The organism is Corynebacterium sp. ZY180755, from assembly GCF_054331495.1.
The window spans coordinates 151,888-173,135 of record NZ_CM135811.1 but is presented as its reverse complement, the minus strand read 5'-3'; the positions used below and the strand labels follow the sequence as shown (position 1 = coordinate 173,135).

Genomic DNA, 21,248 nt, shown 5'->3' with positions numbered 1-21,248 from the left:
TCGAACGATTATGAACACTAATGTCCCACCACTCGTAACACCTAGCCACCACCTAGGTGTCCTTGGCCACAATGAGGGCTGTAAGCACTGGTTATTACCTCACAGTTGCACGCGCTGAGCGTGCAGAACCACCCACGTCGCACCCTCGCACGCAAGGAAATGTCATACCTTTGTTACCCCCTGTTAGGTAAGGACTTAAAGCAGCCCGAGACTATTCGTCTTCCTGGCTGAACTTGGATGTCCCTGGCGGCACAATGGCGTACAACCCTGGGATCACGCGCTCATCAGTCAGGCCGCTGAGACACATGGACAGGAACCTCGCGCCCGCGGGTGAGACTTTCTTCATGCCAGTTTCCTCGTCAGGGTAGATGAATCCCGGCAGGTTGATGAGCAAGGAGTGCGAGGCGAAGTAACCGTCCACCACGCCGGCTATTGCCGGATCAGCCAAGCCCACGCCGGTAAAGACTGCGTGCATGGTGGTCTCAAAGAGCATCTCCGCGTCCACATTCAGCTCATAGGCCAGCTGCTTCAGCTCATCCTGAGCAAGATCGAACGCGAAGAACGTGGCCAACAAGGTAACTTCCGGCCCCTTGTCATATGGGAAGTGCGCGACAACGTAATCGAATAGCTTCCTATCCGCCACACGCTTGTCATCCTCACTCATGGCAAAGTCAGCCTCAGCAATGAAACCCCGAGCCTGTTGGGTGAGCTCCATGCGGCCCTCAAAATCCAACGGCTCCATCAGGCCCAAACCCATGAATGAGATCAGGTAAGGGCGCAGCGCTAGAATGCGCTGGTCCTCATCATCGAGATCCTGGCCAAGAATCTCACCAAATTCCTTCCAGTTCTCCTCCACCAACTCATCTAGGGTATTGCTGGCCTCATCGCCGCCAATAATGCGCAGGCATTCGCGGATTGGCGTTACAAAGAGCTCAATCTCCTTGTAATCCAGCTCTGGGAGCGGGTAGTTGGCCAACCCATCCTTCAGAACCCTTGCTACCTCTGGGAACGGTGCTAGCTCCTCCACTACGCGCAGCACGACTTCAATGCCCGTGCTGGTCTCATCCACGATCTTGTCCAGCACAGCCCCATCAAGCCGGGACACGTACGGATCATCCAGAGGATTTGTTTCTAGCCCATCAATGTCCTCAAGGTGGGCGTCAGCCTCGAGCCCTTCGAATACGATATCGGGATCAGAGGCCTTGTCCAGTGGCACATCCGCCAGGCGATCCATGATCTTCTGCGGATCAACACCGCGCTGAACTAGATAGTTAGCCTTCTCGGCGAGCTTGGCCACGGACATTGCTACTTCGGGATCGAGAGTGTCAATCCCATCAACGGCGAATCCTAGGTTCTCCGGATCAATACCTTGCCATTCCTGAGCGAAGAGATCTACCTTTTTCAGATCGTTGGCAAAGGCACGCGCGTCCAAGTCAATACGGTCAGCGGCGTACCAGTAGGCCGCCTCTGGGCCGCCTAGCCAATCAACAATATCCTTGCCGTCAGCATCTAGACGCTCATACGCTTCGTGCAAATCCGCAAAGCTGCGGGTCTCATACAAGGAACTAATAGCCTTCCACACGCCGGCCCAACCACCCGGCGCGGTGCGGCAATCCTCAATGGGGGCTGGACCTTGCATCGTCACCAATTTGGCGCGCTTACGCTGGCGCCCGCCTACCCCGACCACGGTGATGGTGTGTTCCCACCAGTCACCAAAGTCGTACACATACGTGAGCTGATCACCTAAGTTTTTCAGGTAGTCTCCCACCAGGACCTCGTCGGCGGCAACGTCAACATCATCAAAATCATCCTGGAAGCGCGACATGATGCGTGGCCCATCCTCCGCCAAGATGGGCACGCTGAACTGGTAGAGGTGCGCATTCTCCCAGCCAAACGCTGCCTGGATGGCATTATGTAGGCCAAAGAGATTAGCCTCCAACGGCACCTCAAGCGTACGCATGCAGCGTGGCGCTGGTTCAATTCCAGTCAGTTCTACGGAGATGGTGACAGAAGACATGTTCCCACTGTAGCGGTTCTAGCTAGAGAGATTAAAGCTTCCGCCTGCCCTTTACCTAGTGTTTTCATTGCCACAACCGCACCGGAGTTAGGATGCCAGTGACTCGTAGCCGAATGTGGAATATGCGGCATCGTGTAGCCCGTTCACTACTCGGTGGTAGGTGAGCTCGCGTAGGCACTTGCAGAAGAATCGAGCTCCAGCGGAGTTGAGCCACTGTGTTCCTGCGTCCAGATCAACGTCCACGAATCCAGAGAATTCCAACAGGTGCATGACGCTGGAGGAGAATGCATGTGCGTTTGCCATGCCACCAAATTCCTCAATGTTGAGGCCTTCCGCTAGGGCGCTCAGTGTGTCATCGTACATTCGCACCGCAGTGCTTCTGCTGCCTGACGTTAATTCTTGTAAGTCATCAAGTGCCAAAAAGATTCCCAGGTTTGCCACCATGTAGGTGACGAGGGGCCCATCCCCGTGCGGGATCTGGGTGACGAGCTGCTCAAACAGCTCTCTGTTTGCTCGTGCTCGCTCCACCTCGTCCATGCTGAAGTCCGATTCTGCCAGTACTTTCCTACCGTACTGCGTGAGCTGCACGCGGCCGCGCTGATCCTTGTATTCCATGAGCCCAAAGTAAAGGGGCATCCGCAGGTACGGGATGAGGCAGTGGTTCCTTGCTTCCTCATTGTTGAACTTGTGGCCAATGATTTCGCTGAATGCTTTCCATTTCACTTCCGCTAGGCGGCTCAGTGCGGTTCGGCCTTCATCACTGCCAACAATGCGCAGACACTCGCGCAGTGGCTCCACCATTCGCTCCACTTCCGCTGCGGTGAGATCAGTTGCTTGGTAGCGCTGGGTGGCGCGTTCCATCGCTGTGGCTACTTGAGGGTGTGGGGAAAGCAGCCTGACCACGTTCAGCACCACATCCCACGCGTTGCGGCTTCGCCCGATGATCCTGTTCAAGGCATCGGGAGTCAGCTGGCCTGTTTGCTCGTCGTCGGAATACGGATCCCCAAGGCCGCAGTAGTCAGCGAGGCTCTCAAGATATTCTTCTGCGTTAGTGTCTTCTGTGAGGATATTGTCATTGAGGAATTTCTGGATCAGTTGACGGTTGACGCCTTCTCGTGCCATTTCCTTAACTCCTCCCAAAATCATCTTGATGGTGTCCTCTGAAACGTAGCGATTAAAAAGAATCATGAATCCCGGTTTGGCCTCAGGGGTGCGTGGGAAAAGTTCTACCTTTGGCAGCATTTTCTGGAAATCGGCAAGGCCAACCTCGTTCCGCTCTGCAGCGCGCTCATAGGCGTCATGCACCGTGCCCAAGAAATCAACGCTTGCGCGTTCTTTCTTGCTCATCTTGTTGTAGATGACATGCTGGCCCTGCATAGTTTTAGCGTGGTAGAGCTTGGTCAGCGTTTTCCACATGTGGCCCCACCCGCCCGGAGCCTGACGGCTGTTCTGGATAGGGCTTGGGCCCTTCATCTCTAGCATTTTCGCATGCTTACGCTGGCGGCCACCCGTTGCGGTAACGGTGATGAGGAATTTCCAATCACCGTAGGTGTAGATCAGTTTGTCGCCACGGTTGCACAAGACGTCGCCTACGGTCACTTCATGCGGCGGAAGGCCTGCAGTGCCACCGATGACCGTAGGGGCCTTTTGTGAGTTATTGCCCTCGCGGTCGTGGCAGGAGGCGGTGAACTCGTATTCCTGATCATCGTCCCAACACATCAAGGATTGGATGATCCAGTGGAATCCGAGCATGTTTGCTTTCAACGGCATGTCAATCACGCGGGAGCACAGTGGCTCACCGGGTGTGGTTTCAAGGTCAATGGTGATAGTTACTGATGTCATGCCCCCGAATGTAACCGCTACAAAAGTGGCGTCAAGCAGGCACTTTAAAACCCTGTGAATAACCAACCAGCGAGCCAAAAGTTATCCACAGATTCATAGGATTTCACTACTGGGCATTCCGCTGCCCCGTTGTGGATGCTATCGTGTGCCCCCTTAGCCAACGAAGGGCCAAAATCACCAAAGATTCTGGCCCCAACTTGTTGCGATTTAACGCAGGAGGTTCTTGCCTAGTTTCAGTGCGGTGGACAAGACGTCCGCTACCTTCTGCTTGTCCACGCCGGCGGGGCCGGCGATGGGAACGAAGCGTTGCACGGCCACGGAACGGGACTCCGTGTATTTGGTGAGGCCTTCGTCGGCGTGACGACGCCCCACGCCGGAGCTCTTCCAACCGCCCATCGGGGCATCCAGGGAAGCCCACGCCGCGGCGAACCCCTCGTTGATGTTCACGGTCCCCGACTCAATCTGTGACGCAACCTCACGAGCCTCATTCTCCGCGCCCCAAATGGAGGAGTTCAGGCCGTAGTCTGTGTCATTGGCCTTGGCAATTGCTTCTTCAACACTGCCAACCACCTCAATGTAGACAACCGGGCCGAAGACTTCGCTGCGGTAGAGGTCAGCATCCTCACTCACATCGGTGAGGATGGTGGGTGCGTAGAACTTCTCACCCACGTCCGGCACCGCGTGACCGCCGGTGAGAACTGTGGCGCCCTTAGCCTTGGCATCTTCAACAAAGGCGTGCACGTGCTTCAGGTGATCGGTAGAGATCAGCGAGCCCACGTCATCGCCCCAGTCATAACCCAACGAAAGATTCTCCGTGAGCTCGCGGAAGCGGCTGATGAACTGGCTGGCAATGTCACTATGGACGTAGATGCGCTCAATGGAGATGCACAGCTGTCCGGTATTGCTAAAGCAAGCGTTAATAGCGCCACGAGCTGCCTTTTCCACGTCAGCGGAAGGGAGGACGATCAGCGGATTCTTACCACCAAGCTCGGCGGAGAAACCGATCAGGCGTTCACCCGCCTGCGCGGCGAGCGTGCGGCCGGTGGCGGTGGAGCCGGTGAACATGAGGTAGTCACACTCCCCAACAATCACCTGGCCGACTGTGGAACCGGGCCCCGGAACGATCTGGAAGACGCTGGCAGGAAGCCCTGCCTCAAGCAGGAGTTCGTGCGCGCGCAGTGCCGTGAGCGGGGTCTTTAGGTCAGGCTTCAGCACCACGGAGTTGCCGGCCAGCAGCGCCGGAATGGCATCAGAAACAGCCATTACCAGGGGATAATTCCACGGCGCGATAATGCCCACCACGCCCTTTGGCGCGCGCTGTACCACGGTGTGGGTAACCACCGGAAGCGCGCCGCGCACCTTCTTGGGCTTCAGCAGCTTCTCCGCCCGATAGGAGTAATGACGGCATGTGATGGCCACATCCATGACCTCATCAAATGCGGACGCTCGGGACTTGCCCGTCTCCTTCTGAATAAGGTCCAGCAATTCATCGCGGTGGGCCAGGATCAGATCGTGGTAGCGCAGGAAGATCTCCTTGCGCTTGGCAATCGGTGTGTGCGCCCACGCCTTCTGCCCCGTGCGCGCTACCTCAAATGCCCGATAGGCATCATCCTCAGTAGCCTCCACAAACTCTGTACTTACCGTATTCTCTTCGGTCATGGGCACCATCGTAGCGAAACTGCGCAATCCCAGTAGAGGCAGGCCACCGCGGATACGCGTGACGCTTACTGCAGATTGCGCAGGATCTGACCTCGACTAGGAGGCGGTGGCGGCGTGGTTCAAGAGGACCTGATGCACCGTGACATCCCCAGTCAGTTCCGGATGGAAACTCACCGCCGTGATGGCGCCGTACGTGACTCCGATGATGCGACCGTCTTCGGTTGTGGCTAGCACCTCTACATCCCCATCGAGGAGCTTCACCACCTCCGGCGCACGAATGAAGGCCGCGGTCACTTCACCTAGCGTGGTGCGGATATGCTCCACCGCGGAATCCCGTTGCGGGCCAAAGGCGTTACGACGCACCCTCACCGGCAGCACGCCAAGGCTTCGCTGCCCCGGCGCGGGGTCCTCCACCTCCTGCGCGAGGGTGATGAGCCCCGCGCAGGTAGCGAGAGTGGGCAAGCCCGCGCCGATGGCGGCGCGGAGGGGGTCGAAAAGCCCAAAGATCCGAAGCAGGCGATCGATGGTGGAAGATTCCCCGCCGGGCAAGACGATGCCGTGGAGGCCGTCAAGATCCCTGACCGTGCGGACGAGGCGGACGTTCGCACCGAGGCCGGTGAGCATATCCGCGTGCTCTCGCACCCCGCCCTGCAGCGCAAGCACGCCAATGGTTACCATCCACGCTCCGCAAGGCGGTGTGGTGCGGGAAGGTCAGCCACGTTGATGCCCACCATGGCCTCGCCGAGTCCGCGGGAGGCCTCGGCAACAACAGCGATGTCGTTCCATGCGGCGGTGGCGCGCACGATTGCTTCCGCACGTGCTGCTGGGTTGCCGGATTTGAAAATGCCGGAGCCCACGAACACTCCGTCCGCGCCGAGGTTCATCATCAGCGCCGCGTCTGCTGGTGTTGCAATGCCACCAGCGGTGAACAAAACTACTGGCAGCTCGCCGTTTTTGGCCACGTATTCCACCAGCTCATATGGCGCTGCGAGTTCTTTGGCCGCCACGTAGAGTTCATCCGGTGCCGTGACATACAGGCCCTGCAGGCGGGCGATCTCACCCTGAATGGTGCGCATGTGCTTGGTGGCCTCGGAGACGTCACCTGTTCCGGCCTCGCCCTTGGAGCGAATCATGGACGCGCCCTCGTTGATCCGCCGCAGCGCCTCACCCAGGTTGGTGGCACCACACACAAAGGGCACGTCAAAGTCGCGCTTATCAATGTGGTTGACGTAGTCGGCCGGCGAGAGGACCTCGGACTCATCAATGTAATCCACGCCCAGATGCTCGAGGATCTTTGCTTCCACGCTGTGGCCAATGCGGGCCTTGGCCATGACGGGGATGGATACTGCGTCAATGATGGACTCGATCAGGTCCGGATCTGACATGCGGGCCACACCACCCTGCGCGCGGATATCCGCCGGCACACGCTCAAGCGCCATGACGGCGACGGCGCCAGCGTCTTCTGCAATCTTGGCTTGCTCTGGAGTGACGACGTCCATGATCACGCCACCCTTCAGCATTTGGGCTAGGCCCTTGTTCACTGTTTCGTTCTTGTTCTGTGTCATGTGTTCCACACAACACCGCCAACTGGACAATAACTAGAGCCAGTTATGTTTTAATTCTTTAGACCAGTTTAGGAGGTGTGCCCCGCGATGCTACCGATCACCGTGTCCCGTGACGGATCCACCTCCCTTCCCGCGCAGCTCATCGCGGAAATCCACCGCCTCGTCCACCAAGGAGTTTTGGCGCCGGACGACCCGCTTCCTTCCACCCGCGAACTGGCCCACACCTTGGGGATATCTCGGGGCAGCGTGACCACCGCCTACGAGCAGCTCGCCGCGGAGGGGTACGTCCTGTCCTCCCAAGGCGCACCAACGCGCATCCACCCGGACCTACTTCCGCCCACACACTCCCCGGCACTTCCACCGGCCGCTTCTCGACGACGCACCCCCGTGCTCTCCCTCGCACCGTCCTCCGCGCACGCCGGGCAGCTGCGCCCCACCGCTTGGCGCGCCGCGTGGCGCGAGGCCGCAAGCCAGCCAGTCACCCCACTGGCCGCAGCCGGCGAACCCGAGCTGCGCCACGCGATCGCAGAACACCTCCGTGTAGCACGAGCCACCCCAACCGATGTGGATAATGTGCTGGTCACCGGCGGTTCCCGTGAGGGGCTCCTGCTCATCCTCACCGCCCTAGGTAGCCGCCAGCTCCGCGTGGGCGTGGAGGACCCCGGGCAGCCCGGCCTGCGCCGCATCATCACCATGCTGGGCCACAAGCTGGTACTGTGCCCGATTGACCAGCACGGCATAGACCCCGCACAGCTACCTTGTGACTTAGACGCGTTGCTCGTCACCCCCACGCACCAATACCCCATCGGCGGCCCGCTACCCGCGCCGCGACGAGCCGCCCTGCTGGCGTGGGCACAGCGCACGGGCACCATCATTATTGAGGACGACTACTGCGCCGAGCTGCGCTATCGCACGGCGCCGCAACCAACTCTGCACGCGCTATCCGCACACACCGGCAGTGCGACTGTGATCGTACTAGGCACGTTCTCCACGCTGCTCAGCCCCGCTCTGTCCACCGGCTATGTTATTGCCCAGCCACAACTGACCAACCGCCTCCTGGACGCCCGATCAGTCCTAGGCATGCCCGCCGCCCAGGTAACCCAACGCGCCATCGCCCACCTCCTGAGCGGTGGCTACGTGCGCAAACACACCAAAAGCGTGCACTCAACACTGCGTACCCGCGCCCGCATCATCGATAGTCAGTTGCTCCCCACACTCCATGCCGCGGGGATCAGCACTCGCCACGCAGGCGTGGACTATCTCCTAAGCTTTCCCACACCAGCACATCAAGCGAAATTCGACGCCGCACTCAGCCGCAACAACTTAAGCTGCCAACACGTAGAAGACACCGCAAAGCGAGTGATCAGCTTCGCCCACTTAAGCGACGCAGATTTCCGCCGCGCCATGGGCGTGATTATGAACGCTCTTGATTAGTCACGCGGTTGAGACACCTCCAATCAGCACCCACGCCCAGCCCTCACCAATAAAGAAACCGCAGATGATGACCAAGATTGGGAACAAATACGTACAAGATTTGAGGATGTAGCCACCAAAGGACGGCACCCCACACCGGAGGATTTTCTCACGCGGTCAATTGACTACCTCTCGCTGCGGGGAGTTTAATGAATTCAGCAAATACTCAAACAACCAATTGAGTATTAGATATTCATTCCAAGGAGCATCCCGTGCACCGTTTAGCAGCAGCTCTCACCGCAGTCACAATCAGCGCCGCCCTGCTCACAGGCTGCGCGCACCCGGAACCGCGCCCCGCACCAACACCGGATGACGGCATTGTCCTCGCGTTCGGTGAGGTGGACAGCGGCGAGTTTGATCCCGCCAAGGGGTGGGGAAAACACGGCGAGATCCGCCTGACACACGTCTCCCTTCTCAAGCAAGACACGGACTTAAAATTCACCGGCGATGTGGCCGAGAGCTGGGAACCAAACGCAGACAACACCGCCTGGACGTTCACCATCAAGGATGGCTACAAGTTCTCCGACGGCACGCCAATCACAGCCGAGGACGTAGCATTCACCATCACCATGCTCAAAGAAGACGGCGTTGCCTTCGATCTCAGCTACGTGGACTCCGTAAACGCAGAAGGCAACACCGTCACCATTTCTCTCACCGAGCCGAACTCCCTGCTGCTTTCAGACCTCACCACCATTGGCATTGTTCCCAAGGATTCTTACGACAAGGAGACGTACTCCGCTAATCCGGTAACCTCCGGCCCCTACCAAGTAGCTGAGTATAGGAAGGGCGAGCAGCTGATACTGACGGCTAACCCCGGTTACCCGCACCAACCGGAGATAAGAAAGCTCACCTTCCTTCTCTCCGGCGAGGACACCGCGCTAGCGGCGGCCAAGGCAGGCGACGTGGACATGGTGCTGGTGCCCAATTCCGCTGCAGACCAGCAGATAGAGGGAATGACACAGCACGCCTTTGAGACCATGGATTCCCGCGGCATTGTGCTTCCAACCATTCCGGCGGGCAGCACCTCAACAACCGTGGGCAATCGCGTTGATGCAGGCAATGATGTTACCGCTGACCCCGCTATCCGCAAGGCTCTCGCTTACGGTATCAACCGGCAGGAGCTGGTGGATCTCGTGCTCGCCGGGCACGGCGAGCCTGCGTACACGGCGTTCGACGGGACGCCGTGGTTCATCGGTGACGACGCCGTCGTCAGCGAAGATGGCAAGGGCGACGCCGACAAGGCGAAGCAGATCCTCGCCGATGCAGGGTGGGCTGACACCAACGGTGATGGAACCGTCGATAAGAATGGCCGTGAGGCCACCTTCACGCTCATGTACTCGGCCGACGACCAAGTGCGCAATGACCTCTCGCTTGCCGTAGCGGAGCAGGCAGCGGAACTGGGCATTGGGATCACCACTAAGGGCACCACGTGGGATGAGATCTACCAAGACGGCAAGACCAACGCCGTGATGTGGGGCGATGGCAGCCACTCGCCAGCGCTGATGTACCAGCTATACTCCGGCGACCAGATCGGCGTGGCGTATAACAACATGGCCAGCTATGACAACGAAACCGTCAACAACCACTTGCGCGACTACAAGTTGACCGGTGACCTGCAAGCCCTCAAGGACGCCCAGTGGGACGGAACAACCGGCTTTGCCACGCCTGGCGACAATCCGATCGTCTGGCTGGTACGCCAGGACAACGTGTTCTTCATCTCCGATCACCTTGACGTGGGTGAGCAGCCGATTCATGCCCACGGCGCGCGCTGGCAGCTGTTTGGCAACGTCACCGATTGGAAGATTAAGTAGCTTTGGCAACGCGTATCGGAATCCGCGCCCTCCGGCTGGTCAGCCTGCTGCTAGGGCTTAGTTTCCTGACCTTCGCGTTGGTGTCACTTTCTCCGATCGACCCCGTCACCGCCTACCTGAACCCCGCGATGGGTGCCACAGATGCTCAATTAGCAGCGTTGGAACAACGCTGGGGACTCAATGAGCCCTGGCACATGCGCTACCTTGCCTGGCTCACCGCCCTGATCAGCGGCGATTTTGGAATCAGCCAGATCTACCAAGCCCCGGTGCTGGGCATCATCACCACCGCCTTTATCAACTCATTGCTGCTGATGATGGTCTCGTGGATCTTGTCCGGCATTTTTGGGTACGCCCTCGGCTGCCTCGCCGCACACCACCGTGGCACGCACCTTGACCGTGTGATTTCATGGTTGGCCTACACGCTCGCGTCCACCCCTACGTTCGTGGTGGGCCTTGTGCTTCTCATCATTTTTGGCGTGCTACTTGGCATCGCCCCCATCGGCCTGTCTCAACCCGTGGGAATGTTCTCAGAAGATGTCACGCTTGCCAACCGCCTTTCACACTTCATCCTCCCCTGCGTTGCCGTAACCCTTCTAGGCATCGCGCAGGCCACGCTGCACTCGCGCCAGGCCATGGTGGATTTTCTGGAATCCGAGGTAGCTACCTTTGCTACCGCACGCGGAAAGTCACCGTGGCGCACCTTTCGCGATCACGGCTTCCGCAACACCGTCATCCCAGTAATCGTGCTGCAGTGCTCGTTCTTCTCTGAGCTCTTCGGGGGCTCAGCTCTGGCCGAGGTGGTCTTCTCTTACCACGGCTTAGGCTCCGTCATGACCGAGGCCGGCCTGCGCGGCGATCTTCCGCTCCTTCTTGGCGCCGTCATGGTCTCCTGCCTGTTCGTGTTCTTTGGCAACCTGCTTGCCGACATCATCACCGCCCGCGTGGACACCCGCACCCTCGCCGGCTCGAGAGGCGACGCCAAGGAGGAGTCATGAAACTACGTCAGGCCACCCCTCTCGCGCGCTCCCTGTTCGCCGCCGGCACCGTCATTGTTGTGATTGCGCTGGCATCACTGCTGCTGCCTGCATCCGGGCTGGCCACCAACGTGGCCACGCGCAACGCTCTGCCCTCTCTTGAGCACCCATTCGGTGCGGACTGGCTGGGCCGCGACATGCTCACCCGCACCATGGTTGGCCTGCGCTTATCACTGGCACTAGGTGCCGCAACGGCAGCGATGTCCACCGTCATCGCTGTGATCATGGGGGTGTTGGCGGGCATGGGCAACAAGTGGCTCGACGCCACCGTCGGGTGGTTTATTGACCTATTTATTTCCATGCCACACCTCGTGTTCATGGTGTTGCTAGCATTCCTCGCCGGCGGCGGCATGAAAGGAATCCTGATTGCCGTAGGGCTCACGCACTGGCCTTCCCTAGCCCGCATCATCCGCGCCGAAGTGCTGAAAGTGCGCAGCTCAGACTATATTGCGTTCTCCCGCAGCCAAGGGATGAGTCGTCTTCAGATCGCATGGCATCACCTCGTACCCATCATCATCCCGCAGGCACTGGTGGGCATGCTATTGATGTTCCCACACGTGATCCTGCACGAATCCGCCCTTACTTTCCTGGGATTCGGGCTGTCCCCGCAAACCCCATCACTGGGCATCATCCTCTCCGAAGGCCTCCGCAACATCAGCGCTGGCCAATGGTGGTTGGTGCTCCTACCCACCATCTGCCTGATCGTGGTGGTACGCCTAGTTGACCGCGTGGGCGAAAACCTCAAAGGGGGCCACCATGTCTAGCCTGCTGTCAGTAAACGACGTGTCCGTCACCTTCACCAAACCACGCGGACTCTTTGGCCACGCCGTCTCTCATCCCGTCGCGGGGTGCTCTCTTGAGCTCACATCAGAGGAGTTCATGGCCGTGGTGGGCCAAAGCGGTGCTGGAAAGTCCCTGCTCGCTCACGCCATCATGGGCCTGCTACCACCCGATGCCACCATGTCCGGCAGCATCACCTACCACGGTGCGCCACTTGATTCTTCATACACGAAATCACTGCGCGGCAATGAACTGCGCTTTATCCCGCAATCAGTGAACAACCTAGATCCCACCATGACCATCGGTGAGTTCCTCCGCCGCGCTGGCCACACTTCCTATCCCTCACAGGATGTACATGACGTACTGGATTCATATGGAATCCGCGACCTCTACCACCGCTACCCACACGAGCTCTCCGGCGGGCAACGGCGCCGCGTGCTGCTGGCGTCCATCTCCTTCGGTGCGTCTGACGCTGAGCTCGTGATAGCTGATGAGCCCACACCCGGCATTGATAACGAATCACTGCAGAAGGTCAAGGAGACCTTTACTGCCTTGCACGATAAGGGCGCAGCTATCCTCATGATCACCCATGACGTCCCACTGGCCATGGAGATGGCCGATCGCATTGCCGTGTTCAAAGACGGGCGCATCATCGACACCTTTACCCCCGCAATGCTGCTGAATTCCCCGTCATCGTGCCACGAATACTCCCGCGCTCTGTGGGCTGCGCAGCCAGTGAACTGGCAGGTAAACGCATGACTCTTCGCGCTTCCGGCCTGAGTTTTTGTTATTCCGGCTCCGCCCCGCTGTTTCAGGACGTGTCCTTCTCCCTGCACCCCGGCGAAGTCGTGGGCCTCTCTGGGCCCTCCGGCCAGGGCAAGACCACCTTTGCCAAGATCCTAGCGGGGTATTCTGAGCCAACTACCGGTTCGGTTTCTGGCATTGACCGGGCAGCGTTCAACCCCGTTCAAATGATCCATCAGCACCCAGAAAAGGCCGTGAATCCGCGCTGGCCACTGCGAAAAGTGCTCCAGCACGTGCACGGTGACGTTGAGCAGCTCAAGCAAACTTTTGGGATTCAGGATGAGTGGCTTGACCGCAGGTCACACGAAGTCTCCGGCGGCCAGCTTCAGCGCCTGTGCATCGCCCGCGCTTTTGATGATCGCACGCGTTTCATCATCGCCGATGAGATCACCACCATGGTGGATGGTATCGCTCAGGCTGAAATCTGGCGGGATATGCTGCACATATCTCAAAAGAAGGGAATCGGAATTCTTATCATTTCACACGACGAGGCACTGCTGAGCAGATTATGCAGCAGGATAATTACCTTGGATGCCACATAAAGCGGTGGCAAAAGGGAGACAACGTTGGCAAAACCACCGAGCCCCGAAACCAACCACCTGCGGTTTTACAAACACCCATCACGACGACGTCTCCCGTTTGCCATTTCCAGCCCACAACGCCCCCACACAACATCACACGGGACTTCAAACACGGCCACGGTGGCAAAAGGGAGACAACGTTAGCAAAACCAGCCGGCCCCGAAACCAACCACCTGCGGTTTTACAAACACCCATCACGACGACGTCTCCCGTTTGCCACGGTTGACGGGAAACAAGGACGCTACGCGCCAGCATTCTCCATAATCTTCTTCAGCACAGCGGCTAGGGATTCTTTCTCCTTTGGATCTAGGACATCAAGGAGTTCGCTGGCAATGTCCGCGCGTGCAGTTTGAACATCCTCAAGGTGCCTGAGTCCGGTATCGGTTATGGAGATCACCTTGGCACGGCGGTCGGTAGGATCTTGGCCAACGGTTACTAGGCGGGCATCGGAAAGCGCATCTACCACGTCGGTGACAGCGCGAGGAGTAATGCCCAGCGCCTCCGCCAGACGGGCAGGCCGGACATCGCCGTGGGCAATGAGCCGAAGCGCACGGGATTGGTGCGGAGCGATGGGAAGTTGCCTACTCCGGCGATAAATCCTGCGAGAGATCTGGCTCATCATTTCTGCGATCTCAAAGTCCTTGTTGGCCATGAGCCAATCCTACCGCGCAAAAGGTGAAGTTACTCTAGGAAAGCTGACGGAAATGCCAGCCAAATTCGCCGTCACCCTTTATCGGAGGGCGTATCATATGTTCATCCATTACATTGTTGTTACATGAAGGAAGGCTTCGTGCCCACTCATTCGCTGCTGGAGACAACCCTCCACGCTGTTACTCCCGTGGACAGCCAAGCACGCGCACGCGCTGAACAGCGCCAATCAAGGCTCACCAAGCCGGCGGGCTCCCTAGGGTTATTGGAGACCGTGGGTAACCAGTTGGCAGCCATTCAGGATAATCCTCGCCCCGCACTACCATCGAGCGGGGTTCTGGGCGTTTTTGCCGCTGACCACGGCGTCTATGCGCAAGGCGTGTCCCCGTGGCCGCAGGAGATTTCGGCGCAGCAGCTGGTGAATATGTGCCACGGCGGCACGGGCGTCAACGCGCTTGCCGGTGAGACGGGCACCCAGGTCTGGCCTATCGACATCGGCATTGCCAGTGACGTTCCCGACGCGCCCGGCCTGCGCCGGCACCGCGTCCGCAGCGGCACCGTGGACATGACACAGGGCCCGGCCATGACCCGCGACGAGGCACAACGCGCAGTTGAGGTGGGCATTGCCCTGGCGAATGAGGCGGTAGATGGCGGCGCTGACATCCTGCTCACCGGCGAGCTGGGGATCTGCAACACCACGGCGGCCGCTGCCGTGATTGCGGCCATCACGGGAAAGGAAGCACACCAGACCACCGGCCGTGGCGCCGGTTCCCCTGATGACATGCTGGCCCGCAAGGTAGAGGTAGTAGCACAGGCGCTGGAAGTAAACTCCCCCAACCCGAATGATCCTTTAGACGTTCTATCCAAAGTGGGCGGGCTGGAGCTAGCGGGCATGGCCGGTTTCATGATCGGGGGCGCCGCCCGCGCAGTCCCCGTTGTCATTGATGGCGTGATTAGCTGCGCATCTGCGCTGATTGCCGTCGGCTTAGCGCCCCACGCCAGCGACTACCTCATCGCTGGTCATACAGGCTGTGAGCCCGGTATCCAGGTAGCTCTCGCGCACCTTGAGAAGGAGCCGCTGGTGGATTTGGGTATGCGCTTAGGTGAAGGTAGTGGCGCACTGGTGGCCCTGTCCGTCATTCGCTGCGGTGCGCGGGTGCTGCGCGATATGTCCACCTTTGAGTCCTCCGGTGTCTCTGGACGGATTGACGCATGATCCCCAATCTCACCGATCTCCCGGGCCGCATCCTCATCATTGGCGGTGTGCGTTCTGGAAAATCCAAGCTCGCAGAGCAGCTGGCCCACCAAGCCGAAGCTGTTGACTACCTGGCCACCTCCCGCCCGTACCCTGACGATCCCGAGTGGCAGGAGCGTATTGCCCTGCACGCACAACGGCGCCCTAAATACTGGAACGTGGAGGAATCGGACGATGTAGCAGCCGCACTGGGCACCCAATCACCCGCATTTTTGTTGGTCGATTGCATCACCGCGTGGCTCACCCGCGCCATGGATGATGTGGGCGCATGGGAGGAGAATCCCAGCGCGGAAGAAGCCCTGCGGGCGAAGGTTGCGGCCCTCGCTGAGGCGTGGGCGGCGTCGGAAAGAAATGTGGTGGCCGTAACCAATGAGGTGGGTCAGGGCGTGGTGCCCTCCACCTTCGCTGGCCGGAAATTCCGCGACGAGATGGGGCTGGTAAATTCCGCGCTGGCAGCGCGTGCCGATCACGTGTTTTTCTGCATCGCCGGAATCCCATGGAAGATTAAGTAAACAATGAATAGCTTTCTTGTGAGTGCCGGCCTGTTTACCACCGTTCCGCTACCGCCAACGCTAGAGATCACTAGGGATCGCGCCCGGCGCGCCATTTTCTGGTTCCCTGTGGTGGGCGCGCTGGTGGGCCTTGCCGGTGGCGCGGTGAGTGCCACTGTTTTTGCAATTTCTGGTAACTCCCTGCTCGCGGCGGCAGTGGGCGTGGCCGTCATGCAGCTGCTCATCGGCGCTATGCATCTGGATGGCCTAGCGGATACCGCTGACGGGCTCGCGGCGCTGGGCAGCATGAAAGATGGGCGCGACGCCACCCGTGCGCTCGAGATCATGCGCCAGCCTGATACCGGCGCCATGGGTGTGGTTACCCTAGGGCTCACCCTGTTATGCCAGGTGGCGGCACTGTCATCCGCTTCAACATGGTGGGCGTTCATGGTTGGCTTTCCGCTGTGCTCCGCGGCTGGACGCATCGCTGTAGTCATTGCCACCCGCCCCGGCGTTCCACCAGCCCATGAGGGTGGCTTCGGTGCACTGTTCGCTGGCTGCACCCGCCCCGCCACCGTCGCTTTCTGGCTGGTAGTGCTCACCGGCTGCGCTGCAGCGTGCTTTAGCGCGGTCTCCCCGTGGAGCGCACTGGCCGCAGCCTGCGCTGTGCTGGCTGCGCAGGCCGTGACGCTAGTGTGGTCGAAGACCTTGGTGCGCCGCTTCGGTGGTCTCAGCGGGGACATGTACGGCGCCGTCAATGAGCTCACCGTTACTACCAGCGCTATTGCTCTAGCACTGTGCCTTTAGGGGTGGAGTTTTTCTCACGGTTCCCTGCCTTGTGTAGCCAGATTTTGTATCACCAGACTGGGCTATCTCTGTAACCGCGGCAAAGCATGCTCTGCGGGCCGGGAATAAAACAACTCAGACTGCGGTTAAGAATAACGTGAAGTAACTACAGGGACTACCAAGCGCATTCTATAGAACTACAAGCGCTAAGCGTCGGGCGCACGGCCCTCGTACACGAAGCTGCAAGCAGCCTCAATTCCACAGCTATCCCCAAGGAGCAATCCAAGGAAGAAGACTTATGAAGTAAAGGAGCATTACTTATGCGTACTCCTATGAATGAATCACCCCAGAAACGTCCAGAAGATATCGAGCAGCTTGAGGCCTCACCAGTAGAGTTCTCCCGCATCGCAGCTTTATTTAAGCCTCACGCTGCAACCCTTCTTATTATCGTAGGCCTGATCGTGGCCACCTCCGGGCTCACCGTGGTGCAGCCATTCCTGGTCCGCCATACAGTGGATGAGGCCATCCCCAACCAAGATGTCCCACAGCTTTTGTGGCTGGTAGGAGGCATGATCGGGCTCGTGATCCTCACCCAGGGCATCGGCGTTGTCCAGACCTACCTATCCACCACCGTGGGTCAAGGCATCATGCACACCCTGCGTGTGAAGGTATTCGGCAACTTGCAACGCCAAAGCTTGCAATTCTTTACCCGCAACCGCGGCGGCGACGTGCAGTCTCGCCTCACCAATGACATCGCCGGCATGCGCAGCGTGGTCACCACCACCGCGACTTCTATCGCCTCGAACGTGACCATGACCATTGCAACTATCATCGCCATGGTCGCACTGTCCCCAACTCTGTCCCTGCTCTCGCTCGTTACCCTGCCACCCGCTATCTGGCTCACCCGCCAGACCGCACTGTTGCGCCGCCGCATTACAGAAAAGCGCCAGCGTGCTCAGGCGGAGCTCCAGCAAACCATTAGCGAGAACCTATCCGTGTCCGGCGTTCGTTTGACCAAGACCTCCGGCGCACAGGATCGCGTGTTTGACCGCTTCCATGAAGTATCTGAAGCGCTGATCAAGCTGGAGCTCGAGTCTCAGCTGGCCGGCCGCTGGCGCATGGCAAGCATGCAGGTCATCTTCGGCATCATCCCAGCGCTCATCTATTTGGTAGCAGGCCTCCCTGCCACCGGCAGCGGCATGACCATCGGCACCCTGATCGCTTTCTCTACCCTGCAGACCCAGATCTTCCGCCCGGTCACCGGACTGCTCAATGTGGGCGCCCAGTGGGTAGCCTCCATGGCACTGTTCAGCCGCATCTTCGAATACCTAGACCTTGTCCCTGACGTGGAGGAAACCGACAATCCGCTGGACGAGCACGTCAAGGACAACTCCATCGAGTTCAAGGACGTGAGCTTCCGTTACCCAGGTGCGCAAGACAACGCCCTGTCAAACATCACCATAGAGATTCCTGAGGGCACCACAACCGCGCTAGTTGGCCACACCGGCTCCGGCAAGTCCACCGCCGCAACCCTGCTGGCTCGCCTTGCTGACCCCACCTCCGGCTCCATCACCATCGGTGGCGTGGATCTACGCGACCTCTCCGCCGAGGAGCGTGCCGCACGCATCGGCGTCGTGTCCCAGGAAACTTACCTCCTGCACGCCACGGTCCGGGAGAACATGCTGTTTGCTAACCCAACCGCAACGGATGAGGACATCTGGGACGCGCTGCGCACCGCGAACGTCGAGAAGCTGGTCATGGACCTGCCTGAAGGCCTAGACACCGTGGTCGGTTCCCGCGGCTACCGCTTCTCCGGCGGTGAGCAGCAGCGCCTGTCCCTGGCACGCACCCTGCTGCGCAAGCCAGAAATCCTGATCTTGGATGAGGCCACCTCAGCACTCGATAACGAGACCGAGCGCGCAATCCAGGAAGCAGTGCTTGAGTCCAACACCACCCGCCTGGTTATCGCCCACCGCCTGTCCACCGTCCGCGACGCCGACCAGATCGTTGTCCTCGACGGCGGCCGCATCGCAGAGCGCGGCACCCACGACGAGCTCATGGCCTACGACGGCGCCTACGCTTTACTCGTCCACGCGGCCGAGAAGGAGAGCAAAGACGAAGCAGCCGCGCTGGTCTAAGCGCTCACGCGAGAGCTCATCCTCTCGCGTTTTGCGTGGGCATTAGTGGGCATTTTATGGGCGTTTCAGGCACCCGTGGGCACCCTCTAGCCCCTATAGCTATGGAACATTAAAAGCCATGACCAGCGGTAAAGCACGCAAAAACCCCGCTCACAAGGAACGGGGTTTGTGGCGGAGGCGCAGGGATTTGAACCCTGGGTATGTTTCCATACGCTGGTTTTCAAGACCAGTTCATTCGGCCGCTCTGACACACCTCCAGCGTTGCTACGAATAGCAACGAGAAGAATTGTACCCCAAAGCACCCAAAAATCCGTAACCTAGAGGGGTATGAAAGCATTTTTGGTAAATGAGGACAAAAAACTCGAGCTCACAGAGGTGGACACGCCACAGCTGAAAGAGGGCGAGGTACTGGTTAAGGTTAAGGCCGCCGGCGTCAACCGCGCAGATATCCTGCAGGCAGCCGGACACTACCCACCACCACCGGGTGAATCTGAGATCGTTGGCCTTGAGTGCGCGGGCATTGTGGCAGCGTCCAAGTCCGCTGACTTCAAGGAAGGCGATGAGGTCGCTTGTCTGCTCGCGGGTGGTGGTTACGCCGAGTACGTAGCTGTTCCTGCAGGTCAATGCATGCCAATTCCAGAAGGCTACTCTTTTGCGGAAGCCGCGGCCGTCGTTGAGGTGGCCACCACCGTGTGGAGCAACTTTGGCATGCTGGCTGATATCAAGCCTGAGCACACGTTCTTGATCCATGGTGGCGCGGGCGGTATTGGCACTTTTGCCATTCAGCTGGCTAAGCACATCGGCGCGACCGTCGCTGTTACCGCAGGTTCCCAGGAGAAGCTGGATGCATGCAAGGCCTTGGGAGCGGACATTCTCATCAATTACAAGGAAGAAGATTTCGCGGAGGTTCTTAAGAACAAGGCGGACCGCATCCTCGACATCATTGGTGCAAAGTACTTGGATAAGAACGTCACTGCGATGGCAAAGGACGGGCACCAAGTCACCATCGGTATGCAGGGCGGTGTGAAGGGTGAGCTCAATATTGGCAAGCTCCTAGCCAAGCGCGGTACGATCTCCGCCACGGCGCTGCGCGCCCGTGACCTCGAGGATAAGGCAAACATTTGCGCGTCCACGGTGGAAAACATCTGGCCATTGCTTGCCGACGGCACCATCAAGCACCAGATCCACGCCACCCTGCCCCTCGCCGAGGCGCAGAAAGCACACGAAATGCTCGACAGTGGCGAGGTCACCGGCAAGATTGTCCTGACCGTCGACTAATCACTGAACCCCCTAGCTGGGGTTATCGCGCACCTGCCCAGTAGCGGAGTGCTGCCGGCCAGGTGCGCGATCCGCGAGGCGCGAGTTCTATGTCAGTGATGGGCACCAGGAGTTAGCGCTTGCGGTGCGTGAGTTTGCCGAGCTTATGGAGAAAAATGCGCGACGTTCAGCCACCCCTGCTGGCTTGAATCGTGCCGCCCGTAGGGCAAAGAAAAAGCGGCGACATTAAGCGACTGCCTAATTCTCTGCCGGGTTTTCCATAGTTGGATGAGGCTTATACGTATTTCCCCTAAGGGGGCCCAGAATGTATAAGTGCTGAAAATTTATCCGATAGGTGTTACCGTATCGATGCTATGAATTTAAATGCAGGTTTATATTTTCATAGCTACCTGTTTTCGATTGTTCCTTACGGAATTTGAGAGCAGCCCTCCTCCGAAATCTAGCTCTCCTTTTTGAAAGGCTAATTCTTCATGGTCACCAAACTAAGGCTTAAAGTCCCAGCTGCTGCTGCACTTGCCGGCGCGGGAGCATGGTGCGCAACGAGGTGGGCCTAAGCAAATGAGTCTTTCTAAATTTGTTCCTGCCCCCAAAGCCGCACAGGACTCTGCTCGATTTGTTCAAACTTATCTGCTGGATAAATCAGCTCGCGAATTCTTCCTCCAGGAGCGAATGAAAAATGTAGTAGCTCTTGCTAAACAAGGGGATTGGTCTGAGGCGTCTAAAGAGTTCCGCGAGCAGACAGGTGCGGATATTAAAATGAGCGTCTTTGCAGCTCAAATTGCTGCGATTGTTTAGGTACAAAGAAGTTCCTGTTCAACAGGTGTAATGCGCTTTCCTAAATAAGAGTTCTGAGACACGATAAAAGACTAAACGGGTAAGCACCTTTAAAGGTTCTTACCCGTTTAGTCTTTCCAACTTGACCGTGTGGGAAGTCAGCGCGGGTGATGGCATCGGCCATAGATGCTGCATCTCGGTCAGGTAATTCGGATGGGGAGGCGTTGCGTCACGCCCAGGAGATCATTCGACACTGGCTAGGAAAATAGGCCACGAAGGTGTCCGAAGAATCCTTGCTGTGGGGGTTGCTTG

General features: G+C 58.7%; 18 protein-coding genes and 1 tRNA gene. 12 read left to right on the top strand and 7 right to left on the bottom strand.

Annotation, left to right across the window (positions count from 1 at the left end):
- Positions 1-211: 211 nt before the first annotated feature.
- The 5 genes from ACXM2N_RS00775 to pdxS all read right to left on the bottom strand — a co-directional run bounded on the left by ACXM2N_RS00775 (position 212) and on the right by pdxS (position 7,083).
- Complete coding sequence (locus tag ACXM2N_RS00775) at positions 212-2,017, bottom strand: plasmid pRiA4b ORF-3 family protein (protein ID WP_458489093.1); 1,806 nt, start codon at positions 2,015-2,017, stop codon at positions 212-214.
- An 87-nt stretch (positions 2,018-2,104) separates the two neighbouring features.
- Positions 2,105-3,859, bottom strand: coding sequence for an IS1096 element passenger TnpR family protein (locus ACXM2N_RS00770; protein WP_458489091.1), 1,755 nt, complete (start codon positions 3,857-3,859; stop codon positions 2,105-2,107).
- Between the two features lie 207 nt (positions 3,860-4,066).
- Complete coding sequence (locus ACXM2N_RS00765; RefSeq protein ID WP_458491174.1) at positions 4,067-5,572, bottom strand: succinic semialdehyde dehydrogenase; 1,506 nt, start codon at positions 5,570-5,572, stop codon at positions 4,067-4,069.
- 42 nt (positions 5,573-5,614) lie between these two features.
- Complete coding sequence (pdxT, locus tag ACXM2N_RS00760) at positions 5,615-6,196, bottom strand: pyridoxal 5'-phosphate synthase glutaminase subunit PdxT (protein ID WP_458489089.1); 582 nt, start codon at positions 6,194-6,196, stop codon at positions 5,615-5,617.
- Entirely contained in the window at positions 6,190-7,083 is an 894-nt protein-coding gene (pdxS, locus tag ACXM2N_RS00755; protein ID WP_458489087.1) for a pyridoxal 5'-phosphate synthase lyase subunit PdxS, read from the bottom strand. The genes pdxT and pdxS overlap by 7 nt, the downstream gene beginning before the upstream one ends.
- 87 nt (positions 7,084-7,170) lie before the next feature.
- On the opposite strand from pdxS, the gene pdxR reads away from it, so the two are divergent.
- The 6 genes from pdxR to ACXM2N_RS00725 all read left to right on the top strand — a co-directional run bounded on the left by pdxR (position 7,171) and on the right by ACXM2N_RS00725 (position 13,527).
- Positions 7,171-8,517, top strand: a complete 1,347-nt coding sequence (gene pdxR / locus ACXM2N_RS00750) for a MocR-like pyridoxine biosynthesis transcription factor PdxR (protein WP_458489085.1) — start codon at positions 7,171-7,173, stop codon at positions 8,515-8,517.
- 251 nt (positions 8,518-8,768) lie between these two features.
- Positions 8,769-10,367 (top strand): ABC transporter substrate-binding protein, encoded by a 1,599-nt coding sequence (locus ACXM2N_RS00745; RefSeq protein WP_458489084.1) that lies wholly within the window; start codon positions 8,769-8,771, stop codon positions 10,365-10,367.
- Positions 10,368-10,369: 2 nt separating this feature from the next.
- Positions 10,370-11,362, top strand: coding sequence for an ABC transporter permease (locus ACXM2N_RS00740; protein ID WP_458489082.1), 993 nt, complete (start codon positions 10,370-10,372; stop codon positions 11,360-11,362).
- The gene (locus ACXM2N_RS00735; protein WP_458489080.1) at positions 11,359-12,165 is read left to right on the top strand and encodes an ABC transporter permease; all 807 of its coding nucleotides are present in this window, start codon (positions 11,359-11,361) and stop codon (positions 12,163-12,165) included. The genes ACXM2N_RS00740 and ACXM2N_RS00735 overlap by 4 nt, the downstream gene beginning before the upstream one ends.
- The gene (locus ACXM2N_RS00730) at positions 12,158-12,940 is read left to right on the top strand and encodes an ATP-binding cassette domain-containing protein (RefSeq protein ID WP_458489078.1); all 783 of its coding nucleotides are present in this window, start codon (positions 12,158-12,160) and stop codon (positions 12,938-12,940) included. Before ACXM2N_RS00735 ends, ACXM2N_RS00730 begins: the two co-directional genes overlap by 8 nt.
- On the top strand, positions 12,937-13,527 hold the full coding sequence (locus tag ACXM2N_RS00725) for an ABC transporter ATP-binding protein (protein ID WP_458489076.1): 591 nt from the start codon (positions 12,937-12,939) through the stop codon (positions 13,525-13,527). Before ACXM2N_RS00730 ends, ACXM2N_RS00725 begins: the two co-directional genes overlap by 4 nt.
- A 280-nt stretch (positions 13,528-13,807) precedes the next feature.
- Here the strand turns inward: ACXM2N_RS00725 and ACXM2N_RS00720 are convergent, their stop codons facing one another.
- Positions 13,808-14,218: a MarR family winged helix-turn-helix transcriptional regulator gene (locus ACXM2N_RS00720; protein ID WP_458489074.1), complete on the bottom strand. Its 411-nt coding sequence runs from the start codon at positions 14,216-14,218 to the stop codon at positions 13,808-13,810.
- Between the two features lie 123 nt (positions 14,219-14,341).
- Between ACXM2N_RS00720 and cobT the strand changes: the two genes are divergently transcribed.
- The 4 genes from cobT (at position 14,342) to ACXM2N_RS00700 (ending at position 18,884) form a co-directional block, all read left to right on the top strand.
- Positions 14,342-15,430 carry a nicotinate-nucleotide--dimethylbenzimidazole phosphoribosyltransferase gene (gene cobT, locus ACXM2N_RS00715; protein ID WP_458489072.1) on the top strand — a complete coding sequence of 363 codons (1,089 nt, stop codon included), beginning with the start codon at positions 14,342-14,344 and terminating at the stop codon, positions 15,428-15,430.
- Positions 15,427-15,981 carry a bifunctional adenosylcobinamide kinase/adenosylcobinamide-phosphate guanylyltransferase gene (gene cobU / locus ACXM2N_RS00710; RefSeq protein WP_458489070.1) on the top strand — a complete coding sequence of 185 codons (555 nt, stop codon included), beginning with the start codon at positions 15,427-15,429 and terminating at the stop codon, positions 15,979-15,981. The genes cobT and cobU overlap by 4 nt, the downstream gene beginning before the upstream one ends.
- 3 nt (positions 15,982-15,984) lie before the next feature.
- Positions 15,985-16,767 carry an adenosylcobinamide-GDP ribazoletransferase gene (locus tag ACXM2N_RS00705; protein ID WP_458489068.1) on the top strand — a complete coding sequence of 261 codons (783 nt, stop codon included), beginning with the start codon at positions 15,985-15,987 and terminating at the stop codon, positions 16,765-16,767.
- A 299-nt stretch (positions 16,768-17,066) separates the two neighbouring features.
- Complete coding sequence (locus tag ACXM2N_RS00700; protein ID WP_458489066.1) at positions 17,067-18,884, top strand: ABC transporter ATP-binding protein; 1,818 nt, start codon at positions 17,067-17,069, stop codon at positions 18,882-18,884.
- A 169-nt stretch (positions 18,885-19,053) separates the two neighbouring features.
- Here the strand turns inward: ACXM2N_RS00700 and ACXM2N_RS00695 are convergent.
- Positions 19,054-19,141, bottom strand: a tRNA-Ser gene (locus ACXM2N_RS00695).
- 70 nt (positions 19,142-19,211) lie between these two features.
- Between ACXM2N_RS00695 and ACXM2N_RS00690 the strand changes: the two genes are divergently transcribed.
- Complete coding sequence (locus ACXM2N_RS00690) at positions 19,212-20,162, top strand: NAD(P)H-quinone oxidoreductase (protein ID WP_458489064.1); 951 nt, start codon at positions 19,212-19,214, stop codon at positions 20,160-20,162.
- A gap of 558 nt (positions 20,163-20,720) precedes the next feature.
- Positions 20,721-20,957 carry a hypothetical protein gene (locus tag ACXM2N_RS00685; protein WP_458489062.1) on the top strand — a complete coding sequence of 79 codons (237 nt, stop codon included), beginning with the start codon at positions 20,721-20,723 and terminating at the stop codon, positions 20,955-20,957.
- The last annotated feature ends 291 nt before the right edge of the window (positions 20,958-21,248 follow it).

What these genes read in the sequence shown, in the direction of transcription:
- pdxR (WP_458489085.1), top strand. Translation starts at nt 7,171, where the DNA reads ATGCTACCGATCACCGTGTCCCGTGACGGATCCACCTCCCTTCCCGCG.
- cobU (WP_458489070.1), top strand. Translation starts at nt 15,427, where the DNA reads ATGATCCCCAATCTCACCGATCTCCCGGGCCGCATCCTCATCATTGGC.
- ACXM2N_RS00725 (WP_458489076.1), top strand. Translation starts at nt 12,937, where the DNA reads ATGACTCTTCGCGCTTCCGGCCTGAGTTTTTGTTATTCCGGCTCCGCC.
- ACXM2N_RS00705 (WP_458489068.1), top strand. Translation starts at nt 15,985, where the DNA reads ATGAATAGCTTTCTTGTGAGTGCCGGCCTGTTTACCACCGTTCCGCTA.
- pdxT (WP_458489089.1), bottom strand. Translation starts at nt 6,196, where the DNA reads ATGGTAACCATTGGCGTGCTTGCGCTGCAGGGCGGGGTGCGAGAGCAC.
- ACXM2N_RS00770 (WP_458489091.1), bottom strand. Translation starts at nt 3,859, where the DNA reads ATGACATCAGTAACTATCACCATTGACCTTGAAACCACACCCGGTGAG.
- ACXM2N_RS00735 (WP_458489080.1), top strand. Translation starts at nt 11,359, where the DNA reads ATGAAACTACGTCAGGCCACCCCTCTCGCGCGCTCCCTGTTCGCCGCC.
- ACXM2N_RS00720 (WP_458489074.1), bottom strand. Translation starts at nt 14,218, where the DNA reads ATGGCCAACAAGGACTTTGAGATCGCAGAAATGATGAGCCAGATCTCT.
- ACXM2N_RS00730 (WP_458489078.1), top strand. Translation starts at nt 12,158, where the DNA reads ATGTCTAGCCTGCTGTCAGTAAACGACGTGTCCGTCACCTTCACCAAA.
- pdxS (WP_458489087.1), bottom strand. Translation starts at nt 7,083, where the DNA reads ATGACACAGAACAAGAACGAAACAGTGAACAAGGGCCTAGCCCAAATG.
- ACXM2N_RS00700 (WP_458489066.1), top strand. Translation starts at nt 17,067, where the DNA reads ATGCGTACTCCTATGAATGAATCACCCCAGAAACGTCCAGAAGATATC.
- ACXM2N_RS00775 (WP_458489093.1), bottom strand. Translation starts at nt 2,017, where the DNA reads ATGTCTTCTGTCACCATCTCCGTAGAACTGACTGGAATTGAACCAGCG.
- ACXM2N_RS00690 (WP_458489064.1), top strand. Translation starts at nt 19,212, where the DNA reads ATGAAAGCATTTTTGGTAAATGAGGACAAAAAACTCGAGCTCACAGAG.
- ACXM2N_RS00685 (WP_458489062.1), top strand. Translation starts at nt 20,721, where the DNA reads ATGAGTCTTTCTAAATTTGTTCCTGCCCCCAAAGCCGCACAGGACTCT.
- cobT (WP_458489072.1), top strand. Translation starts at nt 14,342, where the DNA reads ATGAAGGAAGGCTTCGTGCCCACTCATTCGCTGCTGGAGACAACCCTC.